This window comes from Sediminicoccus sp. KRV36 (assembly GCF_023243115.1).
Lineage (GTDB): Bacteria > Pseudomonadota > Alphaproteobacteria > Acetobacterales > Acetobacteraceae > Roseococcus.
Genome location: NZ_CP085081.1, coordinates 968,087 through 990,347, shown reverse-complemented (window position 1 = coordinate 990,347; position 22,261 = coordinate 968,087). Strand labels below are relative to the sequence as shown.

The following is a 22,261-nucleotide window of genomic DNA, read 5'->3' as shown; positions in this document are numbered from 1 at the left end:
GCTTGCCTCCGCCCGGTTTTGCGTCAAACTGGGAGTTTCTCGCCGCATTTTGCGGCCGGGATGACTCCAGAGGAGCGCTGAAGCGTGATCCCCGCCCTGATGCCGACCTACAACCGTGCCGACCTCGCTTTCGAGCGGGGCGAAGGTGCCTATGTGTGGACGGATGCGGGGCGACGATTCCTCGATTTCGGCTCCGGCATCGCCACCTCCTCGCTGGGCCATGGCCATCCGCATCTGGTGAAGGCCATCGCCGAGCAGGCCGCGAAGGTCATGCATGTCAGCAACCTGTATCGCGTGCCGCAGGCCGAGAAGCTGGCCGCGCGGCATGTGGCGGCCTCCTTTGCTGATTCCGTGTTCTTCTGCAATTCCGGCGCGGAAGCCAATGAGGGCATGGTCAAGGCCGTGCGGAAATACCACGCCGAGAACGGCCACCCGGAGAAGTTCCGGATGATCTGCTTCGAGGGCGCCTTCCATGGCCGCACGCTGGCCATGCTGAGCGCCACGGGCAACGAGAAGTATCTCGCGGGCTTCGGCCCGGCGGTCGAGGGCTTCGACCATGTGCCCTTCGGCAACATGAACGCCCTGCGCGATGCCATCACGCCCGCCACCGCCGGCATCATGATCGAGCCGGTGCAGGGTGAGGGCGGCGTGCGCCCGGCCGATCTGCGCTTCCTGCGCGAATTGCGCGCGGTGTGCGACGAGTTCGGCCTGCTGCTGGCGCTGGACGAGGTGCAGACCGGCATGGGGCGCTCGGGCAAGCTCTGGGCGCATCAATGGGCGGGCATCGAGCCTGACGTCATGTCCTCGGCCAAGGGGATTGGCGGCGGCTTCCCGCTGGGTGCCGTGATGGCGAAGGAAGCGGTGGCCAAGCACCTCAAGCCTGGCACGCATGGCACCACCTATGGCGGCGGGCCGCTGGCCTGCGCGGCCGGCAATGCCGTGCTGGATGTGGTGCTGGCACCCGGCTTCCTGGACCAGGTGGATCGTGTGGCGCGTTACCTCTGGCGCGGCATGCTGGCACTCGCCGAACGCCATCCGCGCGTCATTCTGGGCGTGCAAGGGGCGGGCATGCTGCTCGGCCTGCGCCTGGTGCCCGAGGTGAATAACGGCGCCATGCAGGCCGAATGCGTGGAGCAGGGGCTGCTGACCGTCGCCGCGGGGATGAATGTGCTGCGCGTCGCACCGCCGCTCATCATCACCGAGGCGGAGGTGGATGAGGCGCTGGCCGCACTTGACCGCGCCTGCCTGGCACTGACGCCGGCGGAAGCCCCCAAGGCGGAAAAACTGGCGCCCGCCAAGTGAGTGCGCTGTTGAAGCCGGTGACGGGAAGTGGCGCGCCGCGCCACTTCCTGGAATTGATGGATCATGATGCGGCGACGCTGCGCCGCATGCTCGACCTCGGCAGCCGCGCCAAGCGGGGCGAGGTGGTGGGCAAGCCGCTGGCCGGCAAGCACATCGCCATGATCTTCGAGAAGCCCTCCACCCGCACCCGCGTCAGCTTCGAGGTCGGCATCCGCCAATTGGGTGGCGAGGTGGTGACGCTCTCCAGCAAGGACACGCAACTGGGGCGGGGGGAGACGCCGGCCGATACGGCGCGCGTGCTCTCCCGCTATGTGGATGCCATCATCCTGCGCACCGACAAGGTGTCCAAGATGCGCGAGCTGGCCGAATTCGCGACGGTGCCGGTGATCAACGGGCTGACCGATGTCTCCCATCCCTGCCAGCTGATGGCCGATGTGATGACCTTCGAGGAGCATCGCGGCCCGATTGCCGGTCAGGTGGTGGCCTGGACGGGCGATGGCAACAATGTCGCGCAATCCTTCATCCAGGCCGCGGCGCGCTTCGATTTCACGCTGCGCGTGGCGACACCGCCCGAGTTGGCGCCCCAGGCCGATCTCATCGCCTGGGCGCGGGCCGAGGGTGCTAGGGTGGAACTCACCAACAACCCGCAGGAGGCGGTGGCCGGCGCACGCTGCGTCGTGACCGATACCTGGGTCTCGATGAGCGACGACAAGACGAGCGCGCGCCAGCGCCACAACATGCTGGCGGCGTATCAGCTCAATGCGGCGCTGATGAAGCATGCGGCACCGGATGCCATCGTCATGCATTGCCTGCCCGCGCATCGCGGCGAGGAAATCACCGATGAGGTGATGGACGGCCCGCAAAGCGTCGTCTTCGACGAAGCGGAAAACCGCCTGCACGCCCAAAAAGGCGTACTGCTGTGGGCCCTGGGCTTGGCGTAACCTGACGGCGGGGTCCGGGGTCCGCCACGGACCCCGGTGGGGTTTGGGGCAAAGCCCCAGGCGGGCGTCAATCAATGCTGAGATTCAACCGTCGCACCGTATCCCGCTCATAAGCCACGCGTTCCCGCGCGAATTCGTAATAGGCCTGCGGCCCCAGATATTCATTCGGGTTTTCCCAGCGCCGCATGATGGCCTGGCTCGCATCATCCTCGAAGGCCTTCTTGAAGGCCCGGTGCAGCACATCCACCAATTCCGGCTCCAGCCCCTTGGGCCCCACCACGCCATAGGGCGAGGTGACGCTGGTGCCGAGGCCCAGCTCCCGCAATGTCGGCGCATTCGGGGCGGAAGCCAGCCGCGTGGGAGTCCAGACGCTGAGCAGCTTGAACTCGCCCGCTTCGACCTGCGGCCGCCAGGATTGCGCATCGGCCACGATGTCGATCTGCCGGCCCAGCAGCATGGTCACCCCCTCCTGCGCGCCGCGCGTGGGGATATGCTCCATCCGCACGCCGCGCTGGGCGAGGATATCCTCCATCGCCAGGTGGTTCGTGGTGGCGATGCCGGAGGTGGAATAGGTGAGCTCGCCCGGGCGGCGCCGCGCCTCGGCGATCATGTCGTCAAAGCTGTTCCAGCCGCGGTCGGCCCGCACCGCGGTCCCGAAGACGAAGCCTGTGATCTGCATGATGTAGCTGAAATCCGCGATCGGGTCCCAGGTCGGCTGCCGCGTCAGGAAGGGGTGGCGCAGGATCGAGAGGTGGTGATGCGCGAGCGTATAGCCATCCGGCCGGGCCTGCTGCGTCAGGAAGAAGGCGGCACGGGTTCCTCGCGCGCCGGGCATGTTCTCGATGATGATGTTCTGGCCGAGATCCCGGCCCATGATCTCGAACATCTGCCGGTGCAGCGCATCCAGGCTGCCGCCCGGTGGCCAGGGGATGAGGAAGCGGATCGGTCGGTTGGGATAGCGCGCCTGGCCGAAGGCGGGGGTGGCCAGCGTCGTGGCGACGGGCGCCGAAGCGGCGAGCGCGCCGAGCAGCGCGCGGCGTGGGATGTTCATTTTAATGTTTCCTCCCATAAGTCCAAGCGGCCCGAAGCAAAGCCGGACCGAAGCCGAAAGCCTATTCCATGCGGATGCCCAGCCGCGTGACCATGTCACGCTCCCAGACGGCGCGCTGCGCCACGAAATCCTTGTATTCCTGGGTGTTGAGATACACGAGCGGCATGTCGAACTGCGTCCGCACGCGCGTGTTCTCCTCGCTCATCAGGGCCGTCTTGAAAGCGTCATGCAGAACGCGAACAACGCCGGGGTCCATGCGCGGCGGGCCACTGATGCCGTAGTTGGACGTGACGACGATGTCGTAACCCAACTCCCTCAGGGTGGGCACCGTGGGGAAGCGGGGCGCGCGCTCGGCCGACCAGACGCTCAGGCAGCGCATCTGCCCGCCATCCACGGCGGGGGCCCAGGTGCTGCTATCGGCGATCATCGTCACATTGCCGCTGAGCACGGCCGGAATCCCCTCCGACGCGCCGCGGAAGGGCACGTGCGTCATCTCCACCCGCTCCCGCGCGCAGATATCTTCCATCGCCAGATGGTTCGTGGTGGCGATGCCGGAGGTGGCATAGCTGACGGCGCCCGGGTTTTGCCGCGCGAAGGCGATCATGTCCTGCCAGGTGCGAAAGGGACTGTCCGCCCGCACCGCGGCGCCAAAGAGCCAGCCGGTGAGGCCGATGATATGGGTGAAATCCGTCGTGGCATCCCATTGCGGGGTGCGCACCAGGAAAGGGCGGCGGATGACGGACAGGTGCATCTGCCCGATGGTATAGCCATCCGGCCGTGCCTCACGCGCCAGATACACCGCATGCAGGGTGCCGCCGGCGCCGCCACGATTTTCGATGACGACCGGCTGACCGAGCAGGCGGCCCGCCTGTTCGCCCAAGCTGCGCAGCTGCGAGTCCGAACTGCCGCCCGGCGGCCAGGGAATGATGAAGCGGATGGGCCGCTCGGGGAAACGCCCCTGCCCGCTGGCCACGCCGGGCGCGGCCAGGGGCGCCGCCATGGCGGCACCGCCCATGGCCAGCGCATGGCGGCGTGAAAGCCCGTTGGCGGGTCGGCCCATGGAAATCCCTCCGGAATGGTTCGGCGCATCTTACGGCGCCGTCATTCACGATTGGGGCACAGATGCGCGTTGCTTGCCAAGCCCCTGCTTCGGGAGGGGCTACAGCGGGAAGCAGCGCATCGTGGTGGCAGCCCGCAGGGCCTGGGCGCTCAGATTGCGGTCACCCGTGCCGAGCGCGTGCTCGATGCTGTCCCCGGGCGTGAGGTAGCCATGCAGCGCCTCGGCCGGGCGTGTGCTGCCCGCCAGGTTGAAGCTGTAGTTGTAGCGCACCGAAGCCGTCGGGCTGCGATTGGCGATGGCCACCTCATAGAGGAACCGGCCATCGCCGAGCGGCTTGCTGGTGAAGCGGGCATCGGCGAAAATCTGGGCGAAGCAATCGCTGCCCTGGCCCGCGGGATCGCGCCCCGGGGATTGCCCCGGCGACTGGGCGCCGGCGGCCGAGGCGAGGCCGAGCGGCAGGGCAAGGGCAGCGGCAAGCAGTTGAATCCTGGTCATTTGGTCCTCCGGCAACTGGCGCAGGATGCACCGCGCGGCGGGGTCAGGTCCATCAGGGCTGCGTCTGGATCGCCTGGCAGCGCAGCCGGGTGGCGGCGGCGACATCCTCGGCGGAGAGGTTGGCCGCGCCCTCGCCCAGGCGCAGCTGCAGCATGCGCCCCGCCTCGATGCGCAAGGGCGGCGCCGGAGCAGCATCCGCGAAGCGCGGGGCGACCCAGAGCGGGCGCATGCCGGGATTGGACAGCGTCACCCAATAGCCGAAACCCGCGCCCTCGGCCTGGCTGCCGGTGCGCAGGATGATGACCCGCCCCGCGCAACCCTCCCAGCCGGGCGGCTGCGCCGCGGCCCACGGCACCACAACCAGGCAGGGCGCCCAAACCAGGCAGAACGCCAGCCAAAGACATCTCCGTCGCACCACGCGCCAACCCCATTCGTCTTGCGCGGCAAGGACTGGCACGGCCCCCCGCGCCTGGCGAGGGGGCGCGCGTCAGCCCGGCGCGGCGCAGATGAAGGTGGTGGAGGCGCGAAGCGTGGCCTCGGGCACGGCCGAGGGCGTCCGCGCGAGCCATTGGCGGGACCAGCCGCCCGCCTCCATGCGGAAGGCGGCGCGGCTGATGGCGCCCTGGCCGTTATACGCCACCGTCACCTGCACCGGCCGGCCCGAGATGTTCCGCAAATCCACCGAGCTTGCCCAATAGCCACGCTCGGACTTGCTCTGCCAGCCGGAGGGTTCCAGCACGCCGCTGCAATTGGGCGGAACGGCCTGGGCCCAGGCCCCGGCCAGCGGCAACGCCATCAGGGCGGCGACCAAACAGATCTTGTGCATCATTCCCTCCTGTCCTGGTGAAACCAGCATGCCGCGTCCCTGGTCCCGGCGCCAATCGGCGTTGCGGATGGCCATGATCGGCCGCACCTTGCGCCCGGCCCCGCCGCGCGTCAGTTTGCGGCCGAATGCGGTTGAGGAATTCCCATGTCTGACAGCTTTGATGTCATCATCATCGGCGCCGGTCCGGGCGGCTATGTCTGCGCCATCCGCGCGGCCCAGCTCGGCCTCAAGGTGGCCTGCGTCGAGAAGCGCGCCACCCTGGGCGGCACCTGCCTCAATATCGGCTGCATTCCCTCCAAGGCGCTGCTGCAATCCTCCGAGCATTTCGAGGAAACCAAGCACAAGCTGGCTGATCACGGCATCGTGGTGACCGGCGTCTCCTTTGATCTCGCGCGCATGCAGGCCCGCAAGGCCGAGGTGGTGGGTGCGAATGTGAAGGGCGTGGAATTCCTCTTCAAGAAGAACAAGGTGACCTGGCTGAAGGGTGCGGGGCGCATCGTGAACCCCACCACGGTCGAAGTGGCCGGCGTGGAATATGGGGCGAAGAACATCGTCATCGCGACGGGCAGCGAGAGCATTCCGCTGAGGGGCATCGAGGTGGATGAGACGCGCATCGTCACCTCCACCGGCGCGCTGGAGCTGGCGCGGGTGCCGGACCACCTGGTGGTGATCGGCGGCGGCGTGATCGGGCTGGAGTTGGGCAGCGTCTGGGCCCGGTTGGGGGCCAAGGTGACCGTGGTCGAGTATCTCGACCGCCTCACCCCCGGCATGGACAATGAGCTGGGCAAGGCCTTCGAGCGTGTGCTGACCAAGCAGGGCTTCAAGTTCAAGCTGAAGAGCAAGGTGACCGCCGCCGTGGCGGATGCGACGGGCGTGAATGTCACCATCGAGCCCGCCGCCGGCGGTGCCGCCGAGACGCTGCGCGCCGATGTCGTGCTGCTGGCCATCGGCCGCCGCCCGCATATCGAGGGGCTGGGCCTGCCGGAGGTCGGCGTCGCACTCGATGAGCGCGGCCGCGTGAAGACCGATGCGCATTTCGCCACCAGCGTGCCCGGCATCTACGCCATCGGCGATGCCATCGCGGGTGCCATGCTGGCCCACAAGGCCGAGGATGAGGGCGTGGCGCTGGCGGAACAGCTCGCCGGGCAGAAGCCGCACATCAACTACAACGCCATCCCGAGCGTGGTGTACACATGGCCCGAGCTCGCTTCCGTGGGTGAGACGGAGGAGCAGCTGAAGGCGCGCGGGCAGGCCTACAAGATCGGCAAGTTCCCCTTCACCGCCAATGGCCGCGCGCGCGCCATGGGCGATATGGACGGCTTCGTGAAAATCCTGGCCGATGCCAAGACCGACGCCGTGCTGGGTGCCCATATCATGGGCCCCGATGCGGGCACGCTGATCGCGGAAATCGCACTCGCCATCGAATTCGGCGCGAGTGCCGAGGATGTGGCCCGCACCTGCCACGCCCACCCCACGCTGAGCGAGGCGGTGAAGGAAGCGGCACTGGCCGTGGATGGCCGCGCGCTGCATATCTGAGGCGCGATGGGCGGCGGCGGGGGCGGGCAGGCCTTGCGGCGCAGGCCCGGGCCAAAGCCACGCTGGCCCTGCGCATCCGCTTATCGCAGCTGCTCTGCTCGCTTTCGCGTCGCGCGGATGTCCCGCCGGGCGGCGCCACCACCCCTGCTCGCCCGGGCATAATTCCTGCATGGATCCCGCATGATCATTGACGCCCACACCCACACGCTCTGCCCCGAAGTGAATGGCCTTGTCGCCGGCCGGCCGGAACTGGCCGCCATCCCCTATGCGCGGGACATGCGGCCTGACAGCGCCGAGGTGGACCGCGCGCAGTTTCCCGTCCTGGGCAAGCGCTTCAACGACCTGGCCACGCGCCAGGCCGATATGGCGGCGATGGGCGTGACCCACCAGGTGGTGCTGCCGGCCCCCGGCCAGCAGCATTACTGGGCCGAGCCCGAATTGCTGGCGCGGCTGTCCCGCCTGCAGAACGCGCATGTGGCCAAGCTGGTGGCCAGCGATCCGGGCAGCTTCACCGGCCTCGGCACCCTGCCGATGACCGCACCCGAGCTGGCCGTGGCCGAGGCCACGCACGCGGTGGAGAGCCTTGGCCTGCGCGGCTTCCAGATCGATACGCGGGCCGGTGGGATGGAGCTTTCCGACCCCGCGCTCGATCCGCTCTACGCCAGGCTGGTGGCGCTGGACGTGCCGCTGGTGCTGCATCCGCTGGGCTTTTCCGAGGGCGCGCGGCTCGGGGATTTCTTCATGGTGAACACGGTCGGCAATCCTCTGGAGGAGGTGATCGCGGCCAATCACCTCATCCTCGGCGGCGTGCTGGATCGTCATCCGGGCCTGCGCGTGAAGATCGTCCATGGCGGCGGCTTCCTGCCCTTCCTGATCGGCCGGCTGGATCACGCCTGGAAGCGGCGCCCGGAAATCCATCGCCTGACGGCCGAGGCGCCTTCGGCCTATCTCAACCGCCTCTGGTACGACACGGTGGTGTTTGAGCCGCGCCTGCTGCGGATGCTGTTCGAGCTGGTCGGCCCGGGGCGGATCATGCTGGGCAGCGACTACCCCTTCGACATGGGCGAGGAAACGCCGCGCGCCACGCTGGCCGCGGCCGGCATTCCGGCGGCGGAGATCAGCGCGATCGAGAGCGGCACGGCGCGGGGGTTCTTCGGGATTTGAGGCCTCCGGCGGCTGGGGCCATTGGCCCCAGACCCCATGACTTTGACACGCGCTTCACGCCCCCCATCAGCGATGGCCCCAGCCGCCGGAGGCCCCCGCCTCAACGCGCCCCGCCCGGCGTGATGCCGAAGGCCGCCCGAAACGCCGCCCCGAAGGCCGGCGCGCTGGCATAACCCACGGCGGCGGCGGCGCGCGCCGGTGTGGCGCCCTGGGCCAGCAGGGCCGCGGCTTCCGTCAGGCGCAGGATCTGCCGCCAGCGGGCAAAGCCCATGCCGGTCTCGGCCTGGAACAGCCGCGCCAGGGTGCGGGCGCTGGCGCCGCAATGCTGCGCCCATTCCTCCAGGCTGAGATCGCGGGCTGGGGCGGCGGCCAGCGCCTCGGCCAGGCGGCGCAGCCGCGCATCGCGCAGGGCCGGCACGCCGAAGGGCAGGCGCGGCGCGCGGGCCACCTCCTCGGCAATCAGCGCCGCCAGATGCCCGCCGCGCCCGGCCTCGTCCCATTCCAGCGGCTCGGCGCAGGCGGCCAGGATCAACTCGCGCAGCAGGGCAGTCACGCCCAGTACAGCCGGCGCCGCCTCCCCCACCCCGGCCGCATCGGCGCGAAAGAACAGCGCCCGCATGGCGACGCGCCCTTCGGTGCGCACCTCATGCGCCATGCCCGCCGGCACCCAGAGCGCCCGGCCGGGCGGCACCACGAAATCCGCCGCCGGGGTGCCCACGCGCATGACGCCTTTCGTCGCGTAGAGCAATTGCGCGCGGGCATGTTCGTGCCAGCCGGTCGCCTCGCCCCCGGCATAGTCGCGGGCGAAGGCGGCCAGCGGGCGGTCCACCTGCTCATGGGCGATGGTTCTGAGGTTTTGGCCGATCAGCGACATGGATCGTCCTGACGTTGATGAAATGACAGGCTAGGCTTCCCGTACTGAAAAGGAAACACCGATGTCCCCCGCCACGCGCCAGGTCTGCTTCATCAACGCCGCGCACAGCTTCACCCATTACGGGCTGCTGGTGCTGGCCACCGCGGTGCTGGCCATGGTGCAGCAGGATGTCACGGAATTCGGCAGCGATTACGGGCCGATCCTCGCTCTCGGCACCGCCATGTTCGTGCTTTACGGCCTGGGCGCGCTGCCGATGGGCTGGCTGGCGGATCGCTTCGGCCGCAAGGCGATGATCAGCGCCTTCTTCCTCGGCTCGGGTGCCGGCATGGCGCTGGCGGGGCTGGTCGCCGGCCCCTGGGGGCTGGCCATGGCGCTGGCCATGATGGGGGCGTTCTCGGCGATCTATCACCCGATCGGCACCGCCATCATCGCAGAGGCCGGGGGCGACCGCGTGGGGCGCGCCATGGGCATCAACGGCGTCTTCGGCAATCTGGGTGTCGCGCTGGCACCGGTGGTGACGGCCTTCCTGGCCGCGCAATTCGGCTGGCGCTACGCCTTCGTGGTGCCGGGGCTGATCTGCATGGTGGTCGGCCTGCTCTATCTGCGCGAACCACCCTTCGATGCGAAGAAGGCCGGCGTGCAGACCCGCCCCTTCCCCACCATCCCGCCCGATGTGGTGCGCCGCGCGGTGATTTCGCTGCTGATGATCGCCACCGTCTCGGGCCTCGTCTTCAATGCCTACACGCTACTGCTGCCCAAGCTGATGCAGGAGCGCCTGGCGAATAATCCGGATCTGCTGCCGGTGGTCGGGCTGCTGGCTTTCCTTGCCACCATCTGCGGCGGTGTGACGCAATATACGGTCGGCCAGATGATTGACCGCAAGACGCTGAAATCGGTCTTCATGCCGCTCGCCTTCGTGCAGGTGCCGGGGCTGCTGGCACTCTCCTTCCTCGATGGCTGGGCGGTGCTGCCGGTCTCGGCCATGGTCGCCGCCGCCATCTTCGGCCAGGTCACGGTGAATGAGACGATGACGGCGCGCTATGTGGCCCCGGCCTTGCGCGCCAAGCTCTATTCCATCCGCTTCACCGTGGGCTTCCTGGGTGCCGCCCTCGCCTCGCCGCTCGTGGGCTTCCTGCATGAAGCGACGGGCGACATGGCGCTGGCCATGGTGGTGCTGGCCGGGGTGGCTTCCGTCACGCTGGCCTGCGCGCTGTGGTTCCCCAACCGGCCGGAGGAGTTGCGGCCGGAGCTTTGGGCCGCACCGAAAGGCGCGGCACCGGCGGAGTGAGTGGGCGCCGCGCCACGCGCATCATTCGCGCCGGACATTCCACATGAGCGGCAGGCCGGTGAGCACATCCTTGATGTCCCGCCGCCAGGCCGAGGGCTGGAAATACCCGCCGACCGGCATGTAGGGCGCCTCGCGCCAAGCTTCCATCTGGATTTCGCGGGTCAGCGCGCGCTGGGCTGCCGGGTCGGTCGCGGCGAGCCATGCGCTGCGCATCTCCTCCATGCGCGGCATGGTGGGCCAACCGAGCCAGGCCTGCGGGCCATTGCCGCGCAGCGCCGAATGGCAGGCGGGGTCCAGGTAATCATAGCCGCCGGAATAGGCCATGAAGACGCTCCAGCCCCCCGCGCCGGGCGGGTTGCGGTTGCCGAAGCGCTGCGTCACCGTGCCCCAGTCGGTCTGCACGTAATCGAGGTTCATGCCGAGGTTGCGCATGGCCTGGGCCGCCACCTCGCAGATCGCGTTGATGCGCGGCACATCGGTCGCGGCGAGAAAGACGATCCGCTCGCCCTGGTAGCCCGCCGCCGCCAATTCCTGGCGCAGTGCCGCATAATCCAGCGGCCCCTGCATGATCTCGAGACCGACATCGCTGGCGGAGGGGCTGCCCGGCGTGAAGCAGCCCACCTTGTCGTTGAAATTCACGGGGTCGGGGCCGCAGACGGCGGTCATGTATTCGCGCTGGCGCACCGTCTTCAGCAGCACGCGGCGGATCGCCGGCTTGTCGAAGGGCGGGTGCAGCGCGTTGAAGCGCAGGAAGCCGATCAGCCCGGTATTCTCCACCACCTGGAGCACAAGATTGCGGTCGCGGCGCAGGCGGGGGATCAGATCCATGAGCGGCTGCTCCACCCAATCCACCTCGCGCGCCGAAAGCGCCGTGGTCGCCACCGCCGCATCGGGCATGGTGAGCCATTCCACCCGGTCGAAATGCGCGATGCGCGGGCCGGCGGCGAAGCTCGGCGTGCCGCTGGGGCGGGGCACATAGCCCTCGAATTTCGCATAGACATTGCGCGCCCCGGCCACGCGCTCGCTCGCGAGGTAGCGGAAGGGGCCGCTGCCGACCATCTCCGGCAGCTGCGTCGTGGGCGGCGTCAGCGCCAGGCGCTCCGGCATAATGGCGCACATCAGATTGGTGGGCTTGGCCAGCGCCTGGGGCAGCATGGGGAAGGGCTGCTTCAGGCGGAACTGCACCACGCGATCCTCGGGCGCCGAAAGCTCCTCCGTCGCGGCCATCAGCGAGGCGCCGAAGCCGTCCCGGCTGGCCCAGCGGCGGATCGAGGCGACGCAATCCCGCGCCAGCACCGGCGTGCCGTCATGGAAGCGCGGCCCTGCGCGGAGCGTGATGCGCCAGAGCTTGCCATCCTCCGAGACGGTCGCCCCCTCGGCCAGCTGCGGCTGGGCCACGCCCTGCTGGTCGAGCGCGTAGAGCGTGTCGAAGATGGTGATCGCGTGGTTGCGCGTCATGAAGCTGGTGGCCAGCGGATCGAGCAAGGCGAGATCCGCATAGGGCACGAATTTCAGCGTCCGGGCGGATTGGGCGGCAAGGGGGGCGGGTGCGGCGAGGGCGGCGGCCCCGGCGGCGAGAATCTGGCGACGCTGCAAAACACGGCTCCTGATTGGGCCGGCGCTTCCCTGAAGGCGTCGGGCGCTGCGGCCCGTTGGTGGGAAGGCTAGGCCCGAGGCTCCGGCGGCGCAACGATCTTCGCGCGCCAGCCGTTACCGAGGGCGGCCATCCCGGCGGATCGCGGAACGCATGGCCGCCAGCCCGCCAGCGCCGCCCGCCTTCCACAGCACGGTGATCGCCAAGGCGAGGCTCATCGCGTGGCCGAGGAGCCCGAGGGCAGGGCTGACCAGCCAGATCAGCATCAGCAGGCCGAGCCAGCGCCGCGCCTCCCAGGCTTCCGGGCCGCGGCGCCCGTCGCGCAGCCAGCCGGCCTCGGCCTCCCGCGCCAGGCGCCAGCGGGCCGCACCCATCCCAGCGAGGAGCATGATCCACACTGTTTGCGCCAGGGGCGCGGTGCCGCCCATGCCGCCCAGGGCGTGCGCCATGCCAAGGGCGGAGGCGGCCACCAACACGGGGAGGGCGATGTTGCTGGCCAGGGCCCGCCGCCCTGTGCCTTCGAAATCGAGCCATGTGATCATGCGTGAGCTGTCCTTGATGGGCTCCCGCAGTCTCTCACCCCGATATTGCAGCAGGCTGACGCAGCGCCGGCAAAGCCAGGAAAAACGTGGCGCCGCCGCCCGGCGTCTCCTCGACCGCGGCACTCCCGCCATGCAGCCGCGCCACTTCGCGCACGATGGCGAGGCCGAGTCCGGTGCCGGGCGTGCGCTCATCCTTTCGCCAGAACGGCTCGAACAGGAAGGGCCGGTCCTCCCGCGCGACACCCGCCCCGTGATCACTGACAGCAAGCCGCCCGCCAGGCCCGACCGTGACCAGCACGGTCCCGCCCTCGGGCTCGGCGCGCAGCGCGTTCTCGATGAGGTTGGCAAGTGCGCCTTCCAGCGCGCGGGCATTGCCGCGCACCAGGGGGTCCGCTTGCACCTCCAGCGCCAGGCCGCGCCGGGCGCGGATCGCCATGGGGGCCATATCGGCCACCACGGCGCGGGCGCAGGCGGCGAGCTCCACCACCTCATCGGCGCGGGTCTCGCGCTGACCAAGCCGCGCGATGGCCAGCATCTGGTCGAGCAGGATGGTGATGCGGCCAATGTCGCGCAGCAGCGCGCCGCGTTCGGGCAGGGCCTCGTCGAGGGATTCCAGCCGGGCGTGCAGGATGGCGACCGGCGTGCGCAATTCATGCGCGGCATTGGCGGTGAAGACGCGCTGCTGGCGCACCCCTTCCTCCAGCCGCTCCAGGATTTCGTTCATGGCGGCGATGAAGGGCTGCAACTCGGCCGGGCTGCCGCCGCCATCCAGCCGGCGGTCCAGCGAGTGCAGGTCAATCGCCGCGGCCTCACGCGCCATGCGGCGCAGCGGCCGCAGCGTGTGCCGGATGGCGAGCGGCAGGGCCAGCACCATGGCCAGCAGCGCCGGCCCGAAGATGGGGATGAGTTGCAGCAGGAAGACGGTCACGAAGGCGCCCAGATCCTCATCCGCGAAGAAGCGGTTGCCGGCGGTGACCACCACCGCCTCGCCCAGCGGCGTCTCGGCCACGCGGAACAGCGCAAGCCCGCCCGGCACGGGCATGGCCAGCCGCCCCTCACGCGGCAGATTCGGCCCGAGCAGGGCCAATGCCTCGGTCAGCGCGGGGGAGCCGCCCGGCAGCACCTGCCCGCCCAGCAGCACAGCGAAGCCGAGATCGGGCCGCCGCGCCGCGTAGCGCGCGAGGGCCGCGGTGGGCAGCACCGCCGGCCGGCCCGCCTCATCCCGCCCGACGGCTTCAAGCACCAGGCCGGAGGCGCTTTCGGCCCCCACATCCTCCCAGGTCACGAAGGGGGAGGTCAGCATCCAAGCCGCCATGCCGCCCATCAGCACGAAGACCTGCGCGAGCGCCACCGCGCCGATCAGCCGCGCCGCGAGGGATTGCGTGATGCGCCGGCCCATCACGCCGCATCCAGCAGATAGCCGACGCCGCGCACCGGATGGATCGCCACCCCCGCCCCGGCCGCGGCCAGCCGGCTGCGCAGGCGGGAGACATGGGCATCGAGCGTATTGGACTGGATGTCGTCATCAAAGCCGAAAGCCGCATCGGCCAGCCGCTCGCGCGGGACCACGCGGCCCATGCGGGCGATCAGCGCCTCCAGGATGGCCAATTCCCGGCGGCGGAGCAGCAAGGGGCGCTCCCGCACCGAGGCGGCGCGCTGGGCCATGTCGAAGCTGAGCGCGCCGCAGCGGATGGGGGGCGGAATTTCGCCACCCGGGCGGCGGCGGGCGGCGCGGATGCGGGCCAGCAATTCCTGCCCGTCAAAGGGCTTGGTGAGGTAGTCGTCGGCGCCCGCATCCAGCCCCGTGACGCGATCCGCCACCGCATCCAGCGCCGAGACGAGGATCACCGGCACGCCCGGCTGCGCGCTGCGCAGTGCCGGGATGAGGCGCGCGCCATCGCCATCCGGCAGGCGGCGGTCCAGCAGCAGCAGGGCATAGGGGGCCAGGGCCACGGCCTCCAGCGCCTCGGCCCCGCTGCCCACGCGGTCCGCGATGAAGCCGGCGCCGGAAAGGCGGGCCGTGATCAGGGCCGCCATCTCGGCCTCATCCTCGATGACCAGAATCCGCAAGCCCGGCGCCCTCAGAACACGAAGCGGGCGACGACGCCCTGGAAGACAATGCGATTGCCAAAGTCATTGGTCTTTTCCGGCAGATAGCCGCCGAACAGGGTGCGCGATCCTAGCTCGATCGCGCGGCCATGTTCCAAGCCATAACGCACACCCGCGAAGATGTCGTAAAAGCCCGCATTGCGCGTGGCCGGGAAGAAATCGGCGCGGGCCACCAGGCGAAACCGCTCATCCAGGCGCTGGCTGACTTCCAGGTTGAGCAGCGGCACCACCAGGAAATTGGTGCGCTTGAAGCGGGCCGAAGGGCTGCTCAGATCCACCTCGGCATAGCGGGCGATGAGGGAGGCGCCGAGGCGCAGTTCCGTCGCCTCGCCCGCCCAGACGTCGTAATTCGCGGTGAAGCGCACGGAGTTGAACTGGTAGCGCAGCCGCCCCGGCTCGCCCGCCACGAAGTTCTGGCCGCGATAGGCGAGCGGATTCTGGATGGTGCCGCGGAAATTCAGCACCACCGGCTGCGCGACAATGCCGAGGTTCAGCGCATCCGGCCGGGTCAGCCAGGCTTCGGCGCGCACCGTGGGGCTGGTCGCGTTCCAGCCCCGTGTCGCATCGCTCTGCTGATAGCCACGGATATCCATGAGCGGCGTCCAGAGCACGCCCGCCTCCCCCACAAAGCCCCATTGGTGCTGGGAGAGATCAAGCAGCCCGGCCGAGGCGGGGCGGATGGCGAGGGCCACAAGCAGAAAGCCGATGCGAAGGATCAAGGTGCCAGCTCCGAAGGACGCGCCGGTCTGCCCGGCACGCGGGGCGGAGCCTCGCAGGCCAGGATTGCAGCAGCCTGACTGTCAGAAGCCGTAAAGCCTGGCCGGGTTCTCGCTCAGGATCATCGCGCGTCGCGCCGCATCGGGCTCCCACTCGGCCAGCAATCCCAGCAGGTCGCCATCATTGGGCATGGCGCGGTCGAAATGCGCGACATGCGGCCAGTCGCTGCCCCAGATGACGCGATCGGGCGCGGCCGCGATCACGGCGCGGGCGAAGGCCGCGGTATCGGCATAGGGAAATTCCGGCTCGGCCGAGATGCGATAGAGCCCGGTCAGCTTCACCCAGAACAACCCGTCCCGCAGCATCGCCAGGAAATCCTGGTAGCCGGGATGGGCGATGCCGCCGCGCGCCACCTTGGTGTAGCCGATATGGCCGATGGAGACGGGCAGGCGCAGCGCCTCGGCCAATTCCCGCAATTCGGCGGGCTTTTCCTCCACATGCACCAGCAATTCCACATGCCAGCCAAAGGGGCGGATCACATCGCCCACCGCGCCCAAGGCGGCGAGCGAACGGAAGGGCATGCCGCCGCGATCCACAAGGTTCACGCGAATGCCGCGCGCACCCTTTGCGTGCATGGCGGCGATCTCGGCCTCGGTTACGCCCTCGCTGACGGCGACGATGGCGCGCAGGCGGTCGGGATAGGCACTGGCCGCGTCCAGCACGGCGCGGTTGTCGGTGCCATGCACGCTGGCCTGCACCACCACGCCGCGCGCAAGGCCGAGTGCCTCATGCAGCGCCAGCAGCCGCGTCACGTCATTATCGGGCGGGGTGTAGCCGCGCGTCGCCTGGTAGGGGTAGCGCGCGGCATCGAAGACATGCGCATGGGTGTCGCAGGCCCCGGCGGGCATCGCCATGGCGGGGCGGCGCGGATGCGTGTCGGGGCCGGGGCAGTCTCGAATCTCGGTCATGCGCGCCAGCATAGCGCGGGACGCGCCCCGCATCAGCCCAGCAGGCCGAGCCCCCGCAGGAAGCGCCGCACGCCCGGCTGGATCAGCGCCGGATCGGTCACGGCGCTGGCGGTGTTTTCAGCCGTGGTCTCGCTCGCCTGCGCGAGGCGCGTGCCGAGATCGGCGCGGGCACGATGCAGGGCGGCGGCCAGCCGATAGCCCACCTCCTCATCCAGCCCCGGCCGGGCCAGCACCAGGCTCCAGGTGCCGACCGAATCCACGGCCGCCGTCTGCCCCGGATAGCTGCCCGAGGGCAGCGCCATGGGCCGTAACGCCGGATCGGCCGCCAGGATGCGCGCGCGCTCCGCCGCATCGGGGCCAATGAAGCGCAGCCCCTGCGGCCCGCGCGCGATGGCGACAAAGCCCGGCCAGCCCGCCCCCCCGCCCCAGAGTGCCGCGACGCGCCCATCCATCACCATGGCCGGGCCATCGCCGGCACGGTCGAGCAGGACGCCCTGGAAGTCCCGCTCCATGTCGAGGCCGAGCCCCGTCATCACCTGCCGCGCCAGCACGACGAAGCCCGAGCCGCGCGCCCCCCAGGCGACGCGCTGCCCGCGCAGATCAGCGATGGAGCGCGCCGCGTGATCCGCCCGCAGGCCGAACAGGCCAGGCTGCGCATACATCGCAAACAGCAGCGTGGTGCCCCGCCCCGAGGCCAGGGCCGCCGTGGCGGTCTCGCCCGCGACAAGGCCGAGATCCACCCGGCCCTCGGCCAGCAGGTTCACATTTTCCAGGCTGCCGGCGGTGTTGCGCGGTTCGATGATCAGCGTCGGGTCGGCGGCCGTCACGGCGGCGGCGAAAGCCGCGCCATAGGCGGGAAATCCGCCACCCGCCGTCGCGGTGGCGAGCGAGAGGGTGAGCGGCGCCTGGGGTTGGGGTTGGGCCTGGGGTTGAAGCTGGGCCTGGGCGCTGGCGCCGGCGGCCAAGGCGGGGCTGGCGAGCACGGCGCGGCGGCGCATCACGCCTCCTCCTCCTCCGCCGTGCGGATCACCGGCAGCAGCGTGGTTTCCTTCACCGTGCCCATGGCGATCTCGACGGCCAGGCGCTCCATGCCGGCCAGCGGGCGCAATTCCTCGGCCAACAGGGTTTCCAGCGCCGCGATATCCGGCAGGCGCAGCTTCACCAGATAGGACCATTCCCCGGTCAGCTGGTGGCATTCCAGCACCGTCTCCAGCTTGCGGACCAGGCGGCGGAAGGCGATATCCTCCTTGCCCGGCCGGATCGAGACGCGCAGGAAGGCCAGCAAGGGGCAGCCCACCTCGGCCGGATCAAGCTCGGCATGCCAGCCGCGCACCACGCCGCGCTCCTCCAGCCGCTTGAGGCGCTCGGCCGTGGCCGAGACCGAGAGGCCCGAAACCTTGGCCAGATCGGACAGCCCCGCGGCGCCATCCTGCTGCACGGCGATGACAATTTTCCGGTCAATTTCGTCCATGGCGGGAGCCTATTCGGATAAGTTCGGTTTGTAAACGAAAATCCGGCGTCAGCCGTGGAAGAACAAGGCTTTGCCGCAGCGGAAAATCCCGCGAAAGACTTGGGCGCCGCCTCTTGTCCGCACGCCCGCTGCTCAATACATGGGCATCAGAGGCCGCGCATGGTGCGCGGAATGCCGCGCGTGAGCGCGGAGCCAACAGGGGCTATGCCCGGTGCCTGACAGGGGCCGAGCGACAGCCGCCGCATAGGAGCAGGCTCGCATGAGCAAAGTCATCGGTATCGATCTCGGCACAACCAATTCCTGCGTCGCCATCATGGAAGGCGGCGAGGTGAAGGTCCTGGAAAACGCGGAAGGTACACGCACCACCCCCTCCATGGTCGCCTTCGCCAAGAATGGCGAGCGGCTGGTCGGTCAGAGCGCCAAGCGCCAAGCCGTGACCAACCCCACCAATACGCTTTATGCCGTGAAGCGCCTGATCGGCCGCAAGTTCGACGACGCCATGGTGCAGAAGGAAAAGGGCCTGGCCCCCTTCAACATCGTGAAGGCCGACAACGGTGATGCCTGGGTCGAGGTGGACGGCAAGAAATACGCGCCGCAGCAGATCAGCGCCAATATCCTCACCAAGATGAAGGATACGGCCGAGGCTTACCTCGGTGAAAAGGTGACGCAGGCCGTCATCACCGTGCCGGCCTATTTCAACGACGCTCAGCGCCAGGCGACCAAGGAGGCCGGCGCCATCGCGGGCCTCGAAGTGCTGCGCATCATCAATGAGCCGACGGCGGCGGCCCTCGCCTATGGCATGGACAAGAAGACCGCCGGCACCATCGCGGTCTATGACCTGGGCGGCGGCACCTTCGACGTCTCCATCCTGGAAATCGGCGATGGCGTCTTCGAGGTGAAGTCCACCAATGGCGACACCTTCCTCGGCGGCGAGGATTTCGACCAGCGCGTGATCGATTACCTGGCCGATGAGTTCAAGAAGGAAAACGGCATTGACCTGCGCGGCGACAAGCTCGCGCTGCAGCGCCTGAAGGAAGCCGGCGAGAAGGCCAAGATCGAGCTCTCCAGCTCGAAGCAGACCGAAATCAACCTGCCCTTCATCACCGCCGATGCGAGCGGCCCGAAGCACCTGGTGATGCAGATCACCCGCGCCAAGCTCGAAGCCCTGGTGGATGACCTGGTGCAGCGCACGCTGGAGCCGGTGAAGAAGGCACTCGCCGATGCCGGCATGACCGCGGGTGAAGTGGACGAGGTGATCCTCGTCGGCGGCATGACGCGCATGCCAAAGGTGATCGAGGCGGTGAAGGCGCTGTTCGGCAAGGAGCCGGCGCGCAATGTGAACCCCGATGAGGTGGTCGCCATCGGTGCGGCGATCCAGGGCGGCGTCCTCAAGGGCGACGTGAAGGATGTGCTGCTGCTGGATGTGACGCCGCTTTCGCTCGGCATCGAGACGCTGGGCGGTGTCTTCACGCGCCTGATTGACCGCAACACGACGATCCCCACCAAGAAGTCGCAGACCTTCTCGACCGCGGATGACAACCAGACGGCCGTCACCATCAAGGTCTATCAGGGCGAGCGCGAAATGGCGGCGGATAACAAGCTGCTGGGCAATTTCGACCTCCAGGGCATTCCGCCCGCACCGCGCGGCGTGCCGCAGGTGGAAGTGACCTTCGACATTGACGCGAACGGCATCGTGAGCGTCCAGGCGAAGGACAAGGCCACCGGCAAGGAGACCCAGATCAAGATCCAGGCGAAGTCGGGCCTCTCCGACGCCGATATCGAGAAGATGGTGCGCGACGCCGAGGCCAATGCCGAAGCCGACAAGAAGCGCCGCGAATCGGTCGAGGCGCGGAACCAGCTGGATACGCTGGTGCACTCCACCGAGAAGACCATCCGCGAGAATGGCGACAAGGTGCCGGCCGATGAGCGCGCCGCCGCCGAGGCCCTGATCATCGAGGCGCGTGCCGCGATGGAAAGCGGCGATGCGGAGGCCATCAACGCCGCCGCCGAGAAGCTGAGCCAGGCCGCGATGAAGATCGGCGAGGCCATGTACAAGGCCGAGCAGGCTTCGCCCGCGCCGGAAGCCGGACCGGAAGCCGCCAAGCCGAATGACAAGGTGGTGGATGCCGAGTTCGAGGAAGTGGACCCGAAGAAGAAGAAGGGCTGAGCGGCGCCTCGCCCAGCCCGTCAAGCGCCCGGATCAGCGATGGTCCGGGCGTCTCTTTGTTGTCGCTGAGGGGGCGCCTCGTGCCCTCAATTCCCGCAGGATGAAACCATGGCCAAGCGCGATTATTACGAAGTGCTCGGCGTCGGCCGCGAGGCGACCGAGGACGACCTGAAGAAGGCGTATCGCAAGCTCGCGATGCAATACCACCCCGACCGCAACCAGGGGGATGCCAAGGCCGAGGGCCGCTTCAAGGAAGTGAGCGAGGCCTATGAGGTTCTCAAGGATGGCGAAAAACGCGCCGCCTATGACCGCTACGGCCATGCCGCCTTCGAGGGCGGCGGCGGTGGCGGCGGCGGTGGCCCCTTCGGCGGCGGTGGCTTCGAGGATATCTTCGAGGAGATGTTCGGCCGCTTCGGCGGGCGTGGCGGCCGCCAGGCGACCGGCCGCGGCGCCGATCTCCGCCAGGAGGTCCAGATCACCCTGGAAGAGGCCTTCGCCGGCACCAAGAAGACCATCCGCGTGCCCAGCAGCGTGCAATGCGAAGCCTGCAACGGCTCGGGTGCGGAGGGCGGCAGCACGGCGGCCAGCACCTGCGGCACCTGCCGTGGCTCGGGCAAGGTCCGCGCGCAGCAGGGCTTCTTCCTGATCGAGCGCACCTGCCCCACCTGCTCGGGCTCCGGGAAGATCATCAAGAATCCCTGCAAGGTCTGCGCCGGTGCCGGCCGTGTGCAGCGGGACCGCACGCTGAACGTGACCATCCCCCCCGGTGTGGAGGACGGCACCCGCATCCGCCTGACCGGCGAGGGCGAGGCTGGCTTGCGCGGCGCGCCCGCGGGCGATCTCTATGTGGATATCGGCGTGAAGCCGCACCCGATCTTCCAGCGCGAGGGGCCGAACATCATGGTCCGCGTGCCGCTGCGCATGACGCAGGCCGCCCTTGGCGCCAGTGTCGAGGTGCCTTCGATCGATGGCGGGCGCTCGGCCGTGAAAATCCCGGCAGGCACCCAGACGGGCGATAATTTCCGCCTGCGCGGCAAGGGCTTCTCGGTGCTGCGCAACCCGGCGCGCGGCGACATGTATGTGCAGGTGGTGGTCGAGACGCCGCAAAACCTCAGCCCGAAGCAGCGCGAATTGCTGGAGGCCTTCGAGGCGGAAGCCGAGACCGGCGGCAAGAGCAGCCCGGAGAGTGAGGGCTTCTTCGCGAAGGTGAAGGAATTCTGGGACGGGCTGGGGCGGTAGCCCCCCCGCTTAATGCCCCCCGGCAACGCCGCCCCGCGCAGCCGAAGGTTGGGGCCGGCGAGGTTGGGCGCGGCACCGCTTCCGGCATCACGGCCCTGTGTGCCGGCCCGCCTGACGCGCCGGGATCTCAGGCCCGCGCGGTGACGTAGCAGCGCCGCGAGGGGTATTCGACCTCCGGATAGGGCGCGCGCGTCAGGCTCTCCGTCACCTCGAAGCCCGCCGCCGTGAGGGCCGCTTCCAGCTCGCCCTCAGCCATGAGCCGGAAGCCGAGCGAGATCGGCACCCCCCAGAGCGCTTCGGGGCGCAGCACGCCCTCGCCCAGATGAACCGCGGCGCGGAACTCGCCACCGGGCCGCAGCGCAACACGGCAGGCGGCGAGGGCCTGCGGCAATTCCCCAGGCGTCAGATGGATGAGCGAATACATCGCGACCAGGCCGGAAAACCGGGCCGGGCGCGCCGCCAATTCCCGCAGATCGACCACTTCGAAATCCAGCCCGGGATGCGCGGCCCGCGCCTCGGCGATCATGCCCGCCGAGATGTCTAGCCCCAGCATGCGCGCGCCGGCCGAGGCGAGGAACGCCGTCACATGCCCGGGCCCACAGCCGAGATCGCCAACCAGGCCACGCCCGGCATCATCAACCAGGCCACGCCCGGCACCTTCGCCCAGGCCACGCCCGGCCATGCGTGACGCGAAATCCGTCAGCCAGGCGCGATCCATCGGCTTGTGCGTCAGCTCATCCGACAGCGCGCGGGCATAGGCGGGGGCGAGTGCGTCATAGTCGCGGGCAATGGGGTCCATGCGGCGCATGATGGCCGCAAACCCGGCGCGGCTGTCCAGCGCATCCCGATCAGGCCTTGTGGCGCGGGCCGCCGTGGCGGATATGGCAGGGCGGCGGATCAGCCTGCTGGAGGTCATC

At 69.1% G+C, this 22,261-nt stretch carries 22 protein-coding genes; 7 read left to right on the top strand and 15 right to left on the bottom strand.

Annotated features, from left to right (window positions below; genetic code table 11):
• The first annotated feature begins 84 nt into the window (after positions 1–84).
• Entirely contained in the window at positions 85–1,302 is a 1,218-nt protein-coding gene (locus tag LHU95_RS04350; protein WP_248710158.1) for an aspartate aminotransferase family protein, read from the top strand.
• Positions 1,299–2,243 carry an ornithine carbamoyltransferase gene (gene argF, locus LHU95_RS04345; RefSeq protein ID WP_283094287.1) on the top strand — a complete coding sequence of 315 codons (945 nt, stop codon included), beginning with the start codon at positions 1,299–1,301 and terminating at the stop codon, positions 2,241–2,243. The genes LHU95_RS04350 and argF overlap by 4 nt, the downstream gene beginning before the upstream one ends.
• Before the next feature lie 67 nt (positions 2,244–2,310).
• On the opposite strand, the gene LHU95_RS04340 is transcribed toward argF, so the two are convergent.
• From LHU95_RS04340 to LHU95_RS04320, 5 genes are all read right to left on the bottom strand, one after another.
• A complete protein-coding gene (locus tag LHU95_RS04340; RefSeq protein WP_248710157.1) occupies positions 2,311–3,294 on the bottom strand; it encodes a tripartite tricarboxylate transporter substrate binding protein in 984 nt (327 codons plus the stop codon).
• A 61-nt stretch (positions 3,295–3,355) separates the two neighbouring features.
• Positions 3,356–4,354 (bottom strand): tripartite tricarboxylate transporter substrate binding protein, encoded by a 999-nt coding sequence (locus tag LHU95_RS04335; protein ID WP_248710156.1) that lies wholly within the window; start codon positions 4,352–4,354, stop codon positions 3,356–3,358.
• Positions 4,355–4,453: 99 nt separating this feature from the next.
• Positions 4,454–4,849 carry a hypothetical protein gene (locus tag LHU95_RS04330; RefSeq protein ID WP_248710155.1) on the bottom strand — a complete coding sequence of 132 codons (396 nt, stop codon included), beginning with the start codon at positions 4,847–4,849 and terminating at the stop codon, positions 4,454–4,456.
• Between the two features lie 52 nt (positions 4,850–4,901).
• Complete coding sequence (locus tag LHU95_RS04325; RefSeq protein ID WP_248710154.1) at positions 4,902–5,204, bottom strand: hypothetical protein; 303 nt, start codon at positions 5,202–5,204, stop codon at positions 4,902–4,904.
• 132 nt (positions 5,205–5,336) lie between these two features.
• Positions 5,337–5,675, bottom strand: coding sequence for a hypothetical protein (locus LHU95_RS04320; protein ID WP_248710153.1), 339 nt, complete (start codon positions 5,673–5,675; stop codon positions 5,337–5,339).
• A gap of 144 nt (positions 5,676–5,819) precedes the next feature.
• Between LHU95_RS04320 and lpdA the strand changes: the two genes are divergently transcribed.
• Together lpdA and LHU95_RS04310 are read left to right on the top strand one after the other, a co-directional pair.
• A complete protein-coding gene (lpdA, locus tag LHU95_RS04315) occupies positions 5,820–7,211 on the top strand; it encodes a dihydrolipoyl dehydrogenase (protein ID WP_248710152.1) in 1,392 nt (463 codons plus the stop codon).
• Between the two features lie 180 nt (positions 7,212–7,391).
• Positions 7,392–8,375 (top strand): amidohydrolase family protein, encoded by a 984-nt coding sequence (locus LHU95_RS04310; RefSeq protein ID WP_248710151.1) that lies wholly within the window; start codon positions 7,392–7,394, stop codon positions 8,373–8,375.
• 100 nt (positions 8,376–8,475) lie between these two features.
• On the opposite strand, the gene LHU95_RS04305 is transcribed toward LHU95_RS04310, so the two are convergent.
• The gene (locus tag LHU95_RS04305; protein ID WP_248710150.1) at positions 8,476–9,249 is read right to left on the bottom strand and encodes a helix-turn-helix domain-containing protein; all 774 of its coding nucleotides are present in this window, start codon (positions 9,247–9,249) and stop codon (positions 8,476–8,478) included.
• A 61-nt stretch (positions 9,250–9,310) separates the two neighbouring features.
• Between LHU95_RS04305 and LHU95_RS04300 the strand changes: the two genes are divergently transcribed.
• Positions 9,311–10,537 (top strand): MFS transporter, encoded by a 1,227-nt coding sequence (locus tag LHU95_RS04300; RefSeq protein ID WP_248710149.1) that lies wholly within the window; start codon positions 9,311–9,313, stop codon positions 10,535–10,537.
• Positions 10,538–10,558: 21 nt separating this feature from the next.
• Here the strand turns inward: LHU95_RS04300 and LHU95_RS04295 are convergent, their stop codons facing one another.
• The 8 genes from LHU95_RS04295 to LHU95_RS04260 all read right to left on the bottom strand — a co-directional run bounded on the left by LHU95_RS04295 (position 10,559) and on the right by LHU95_RS04260 (position 17,938).
• Positions 10,559–12,133: an ABC transporter substrate-binding protein gene (locus LHU95_RS04295; RefSeq protein ID WP_248710148.1), complete on the bottom strand. Its 1,575-nt coding sequence runs from the start codon at positions 12,131–12,133 to the stop codon at positions 10,559–10,561.
• Between the two features lie 114 nt (positions 12,134–12,247).
• On the bottom strand, positions 12,248–12,673 hold the full coding sequence (locus LHU95_RS04290; protein ID WP_248710147.1) for a hypothetical protein: 426 nt from the start codon (positions 12,671–12,673) through the stop codon (positions 12,248–12,250).
• A gap of 34 nt (positions 12,674–12,707) precedes the next feature.
• A complete protein-coding gene (locus LHU95_RS04285) occupies positions 12,708–14,072 on the bottom strand; it encodes a HAMP domain-containing sensor histidine kinase (protein WP_248710146.1) in 1,365 nt (454 codons plus the stop codon).
• Positions 14,072–14,743, bottom strand: coding sequence for a response regulator transcription factor (locus LHU95_RS04280; RefSeq protein WP_248710145.1), 672 nt, complete (start codon positions 14,741–14,743; stop codon positions 14,072–14,074). Before LHU95_RS04280 ends, LHU95_RS04285 begins: the two co-directional genes overlap by 1 nt.
• A gap of 11 nt (positions 14,744–14,754) precedes the next feature.
• Entirely contained in the window at positions 14,755–15,501 is a 747-nt protein-coding gene (locus LHU95_RS04275; RefSeq protein ID WP_248710144.1) for a hypothetical protein, read from the bottom strand.
• 81 nt (positions 15,502–15,582) lie between these two features.
• Positions 15,583–16,467, bottom strand: coding sequence for an amidohydrolase family protein (locus tag LHU95_RS04270; protein WP_248710143.1), 885 nt, complete (start codon positions 16,465–16,467; stop codon positions 15,583–15,585).
• Between the two features lie 32 nt (positions 16,468–16,499).
• Positions 16,500–17,465 (bottom strand): TAXI family TRAP transporter solute-binding subunit, encoded by a 966-nt coding sequence (locus tag LHU95_RS04265; protein WP_248710142.1) that lies wholly within the window; start codon positions 17,463–17,465, stop codon positions 16,500–16,502.
• On the bottom strand, positions 17,465–17,938 hold the full coding sequence (locus LHU95_RS04260; protein WP_248710141.1) for an Lrp/AsnC family transcriptional regulator: 474 nt from the start codon (positions 17,936–17,938) through the stop codon (positions 17,465–17,467). Before LHU95_RS04260 ends, LHU95_RS04265 begins: the two co-directional genes overlap by 1 nt.
• Positions 17,939–18,197: 259 nt before the next feature.
• Here LHU95_RS04260 and dnaK point away from each other — a divergent pair, with 259 nt between their 5' ends.
• Together dnaK and dnaJ are read left to right on the top strand one after the other, a co-directional pair.
• The gene (gene dnaK, locus LHU95_RS04255; RefSeq protein ID WP_248710140.1) at positions 18,198–20,105 is read left to right on the top strand and encodes a molecular chaperone DnaK; all 1,908 of its coding nucleotides are present in this window, start codon (positions 18,198–18,200) and stop codon (positions 20,103–20,105) included.
• 108 nt (positions 20,106–20,213) lie between these two features.
• Positions 20,214–21,344: a molecular chaperone DnaJ gene (gene dnaJ, locus LHU95_RS04250; RefSeq protein ID WP_248710139.1), complete on the top strand. Its 1,131-nt coding sequence runs from the start codon at positions 20,214–20,216 to the stop codon at positions 21,342–21,344.
• Between the two features lie 127 nt (positions 21,345–21,471).
• On the opposite strand, the gene LHU95_RS04245 is transcribed toward dnaJ, so the two are convergent.
• Complete coding sequence (locus tag LHU95_RS04245) at positions 21,472–22,260, bottom strand: class I SAM-dependent methyltransferase (protein ID WP_248710138.1); 789 nt, start codon at positions 22,258–22,260, stop codon at positions 21,472–21,474.
• Position 22,261 lies beyond the last annotated feature (1 nt).

What these genes read in the sequence shown, in the direction of transcription:
- LHU95_RS04320 (WP_248710153.1), bottom strand. Translation starts at nt 5,675, where the DNA reads ATGCACAAGATCTGTTTGGTCGCCGCCCTGATGGCGTTGCCGCTGGCC.
- dnaJ (WP_248710139.1), top strand. Translation starts at nt 20,214, where the DNA reads ATGGCCAAGCGCGATTATTACGAAGTGCTCGGCGTCGGCCGCGAGGCG.
- LHU95_RS04335 (WP_248710156.1), bottom strand. Translation starts at nt 4,354, where the DNA reads ATGGGCCGACCCGCCAACGGGCTTTCACGCCGCCATGCGCTGGCCATG.
- LHU95_RS04340 (WP_248710157.1), bottom strand. Translation starts at nt 3,294, where the DNA reads ATGAACATCCCACGCCGCGCGCTGCTCGGCGCGCTCGCCGCTTCGGCG.
- dnaK (WP_248710140.1), top strand. Translation starts at nt 18,198, where the DNA reads ATGAGCAAAGTCATCGGTATCGATCTCGGCACAACCAATTCCTGCGTC.
- LHU95_RS04260 (WP_248710141.1), bottom strand. Translation starts at nt 17,938, where the DNA reads ATGGACGAAATTGACCGGAAAATTGTCATCGCCGTGCAGCAGGATGGC.
- LHU95_RS04310 (WP_248710151.1), top strand. Translation starts at nt 7,392, where the DNA reads ATGATCATTGACGCCCACACCCACACGCTCTGCCCCGAAGTGAATGGC.
- LHU95_RS04265 (WP_248710142.1), bottom strand. Translation starts at nt 17,465, where the DNA reads ATGCGCCGCCGCGCCGTGCTCGCCAGCCCCGCCTTGGCCGCCGGCGCC.
- LHU95_RS04290 (WP_248710147.1), bottom strand. Translation starts at nt 12,673, where the DNA reads ATGATCACATGGCTCGATTTCGAAGGCACAGGGCGGCGGGCCCTGGCC.
- LHU95_RS04245 (WP_248710138.1), bottom strand. Translation starts at nt 22,260, where the DNA reads ATGACCTCCAGCAGGCTGATCCGCCGCCCTGCCATATCCGCCACGGCG.
- LHU95_RS04330 (WP_248710155.1), bottom strand. Translation starts at nt 4,849, where the DNA reads ATGACCAGGATTCAACTGCTTGCCGCTGCCCTTGCCCTGCCGCTCGGC.
- LHU95_RS04270 (WP_248710143.1), bottom strand. Translation starts at nt 16,467, where the DNA reads ATGACCGAGATTCGAGACTGCCCCGGCCCCGACACGCATCCGCGCCGC.
- lpdA (WP_248710152.1), top strand. Translation starts at nt 5,820, where the DNA reads ATGTCTGACAGCTTTGATGTCATCATCATCGGCGCCGGTCCGGGCGGC.
- LHU95_RS04305 (WP_248710150.1), bottom strand. Translation starts at nt 9,249, where the DNA reads ATGTCGCTGATCGGCCAAAACCTCAGAACCATCGCCCATGAGCAGGTG.
- LHU95_RS04285 (WP_248710146.1), bottom strand. Translation starts at nt 14,072, where the DNA reads ATGGGCCGGCGCATCACGCAATCCCTCGCGGCGCGGCTGATCGGCGCG.
- LHU95_RS04300 (WP_248710149.1), top strand. Translation starts at nt 9,311, where the DNA reads ATGTCCCCCGCCACGCGCCAGGTCTGCTTCATCAACGCCGCGCACAGC.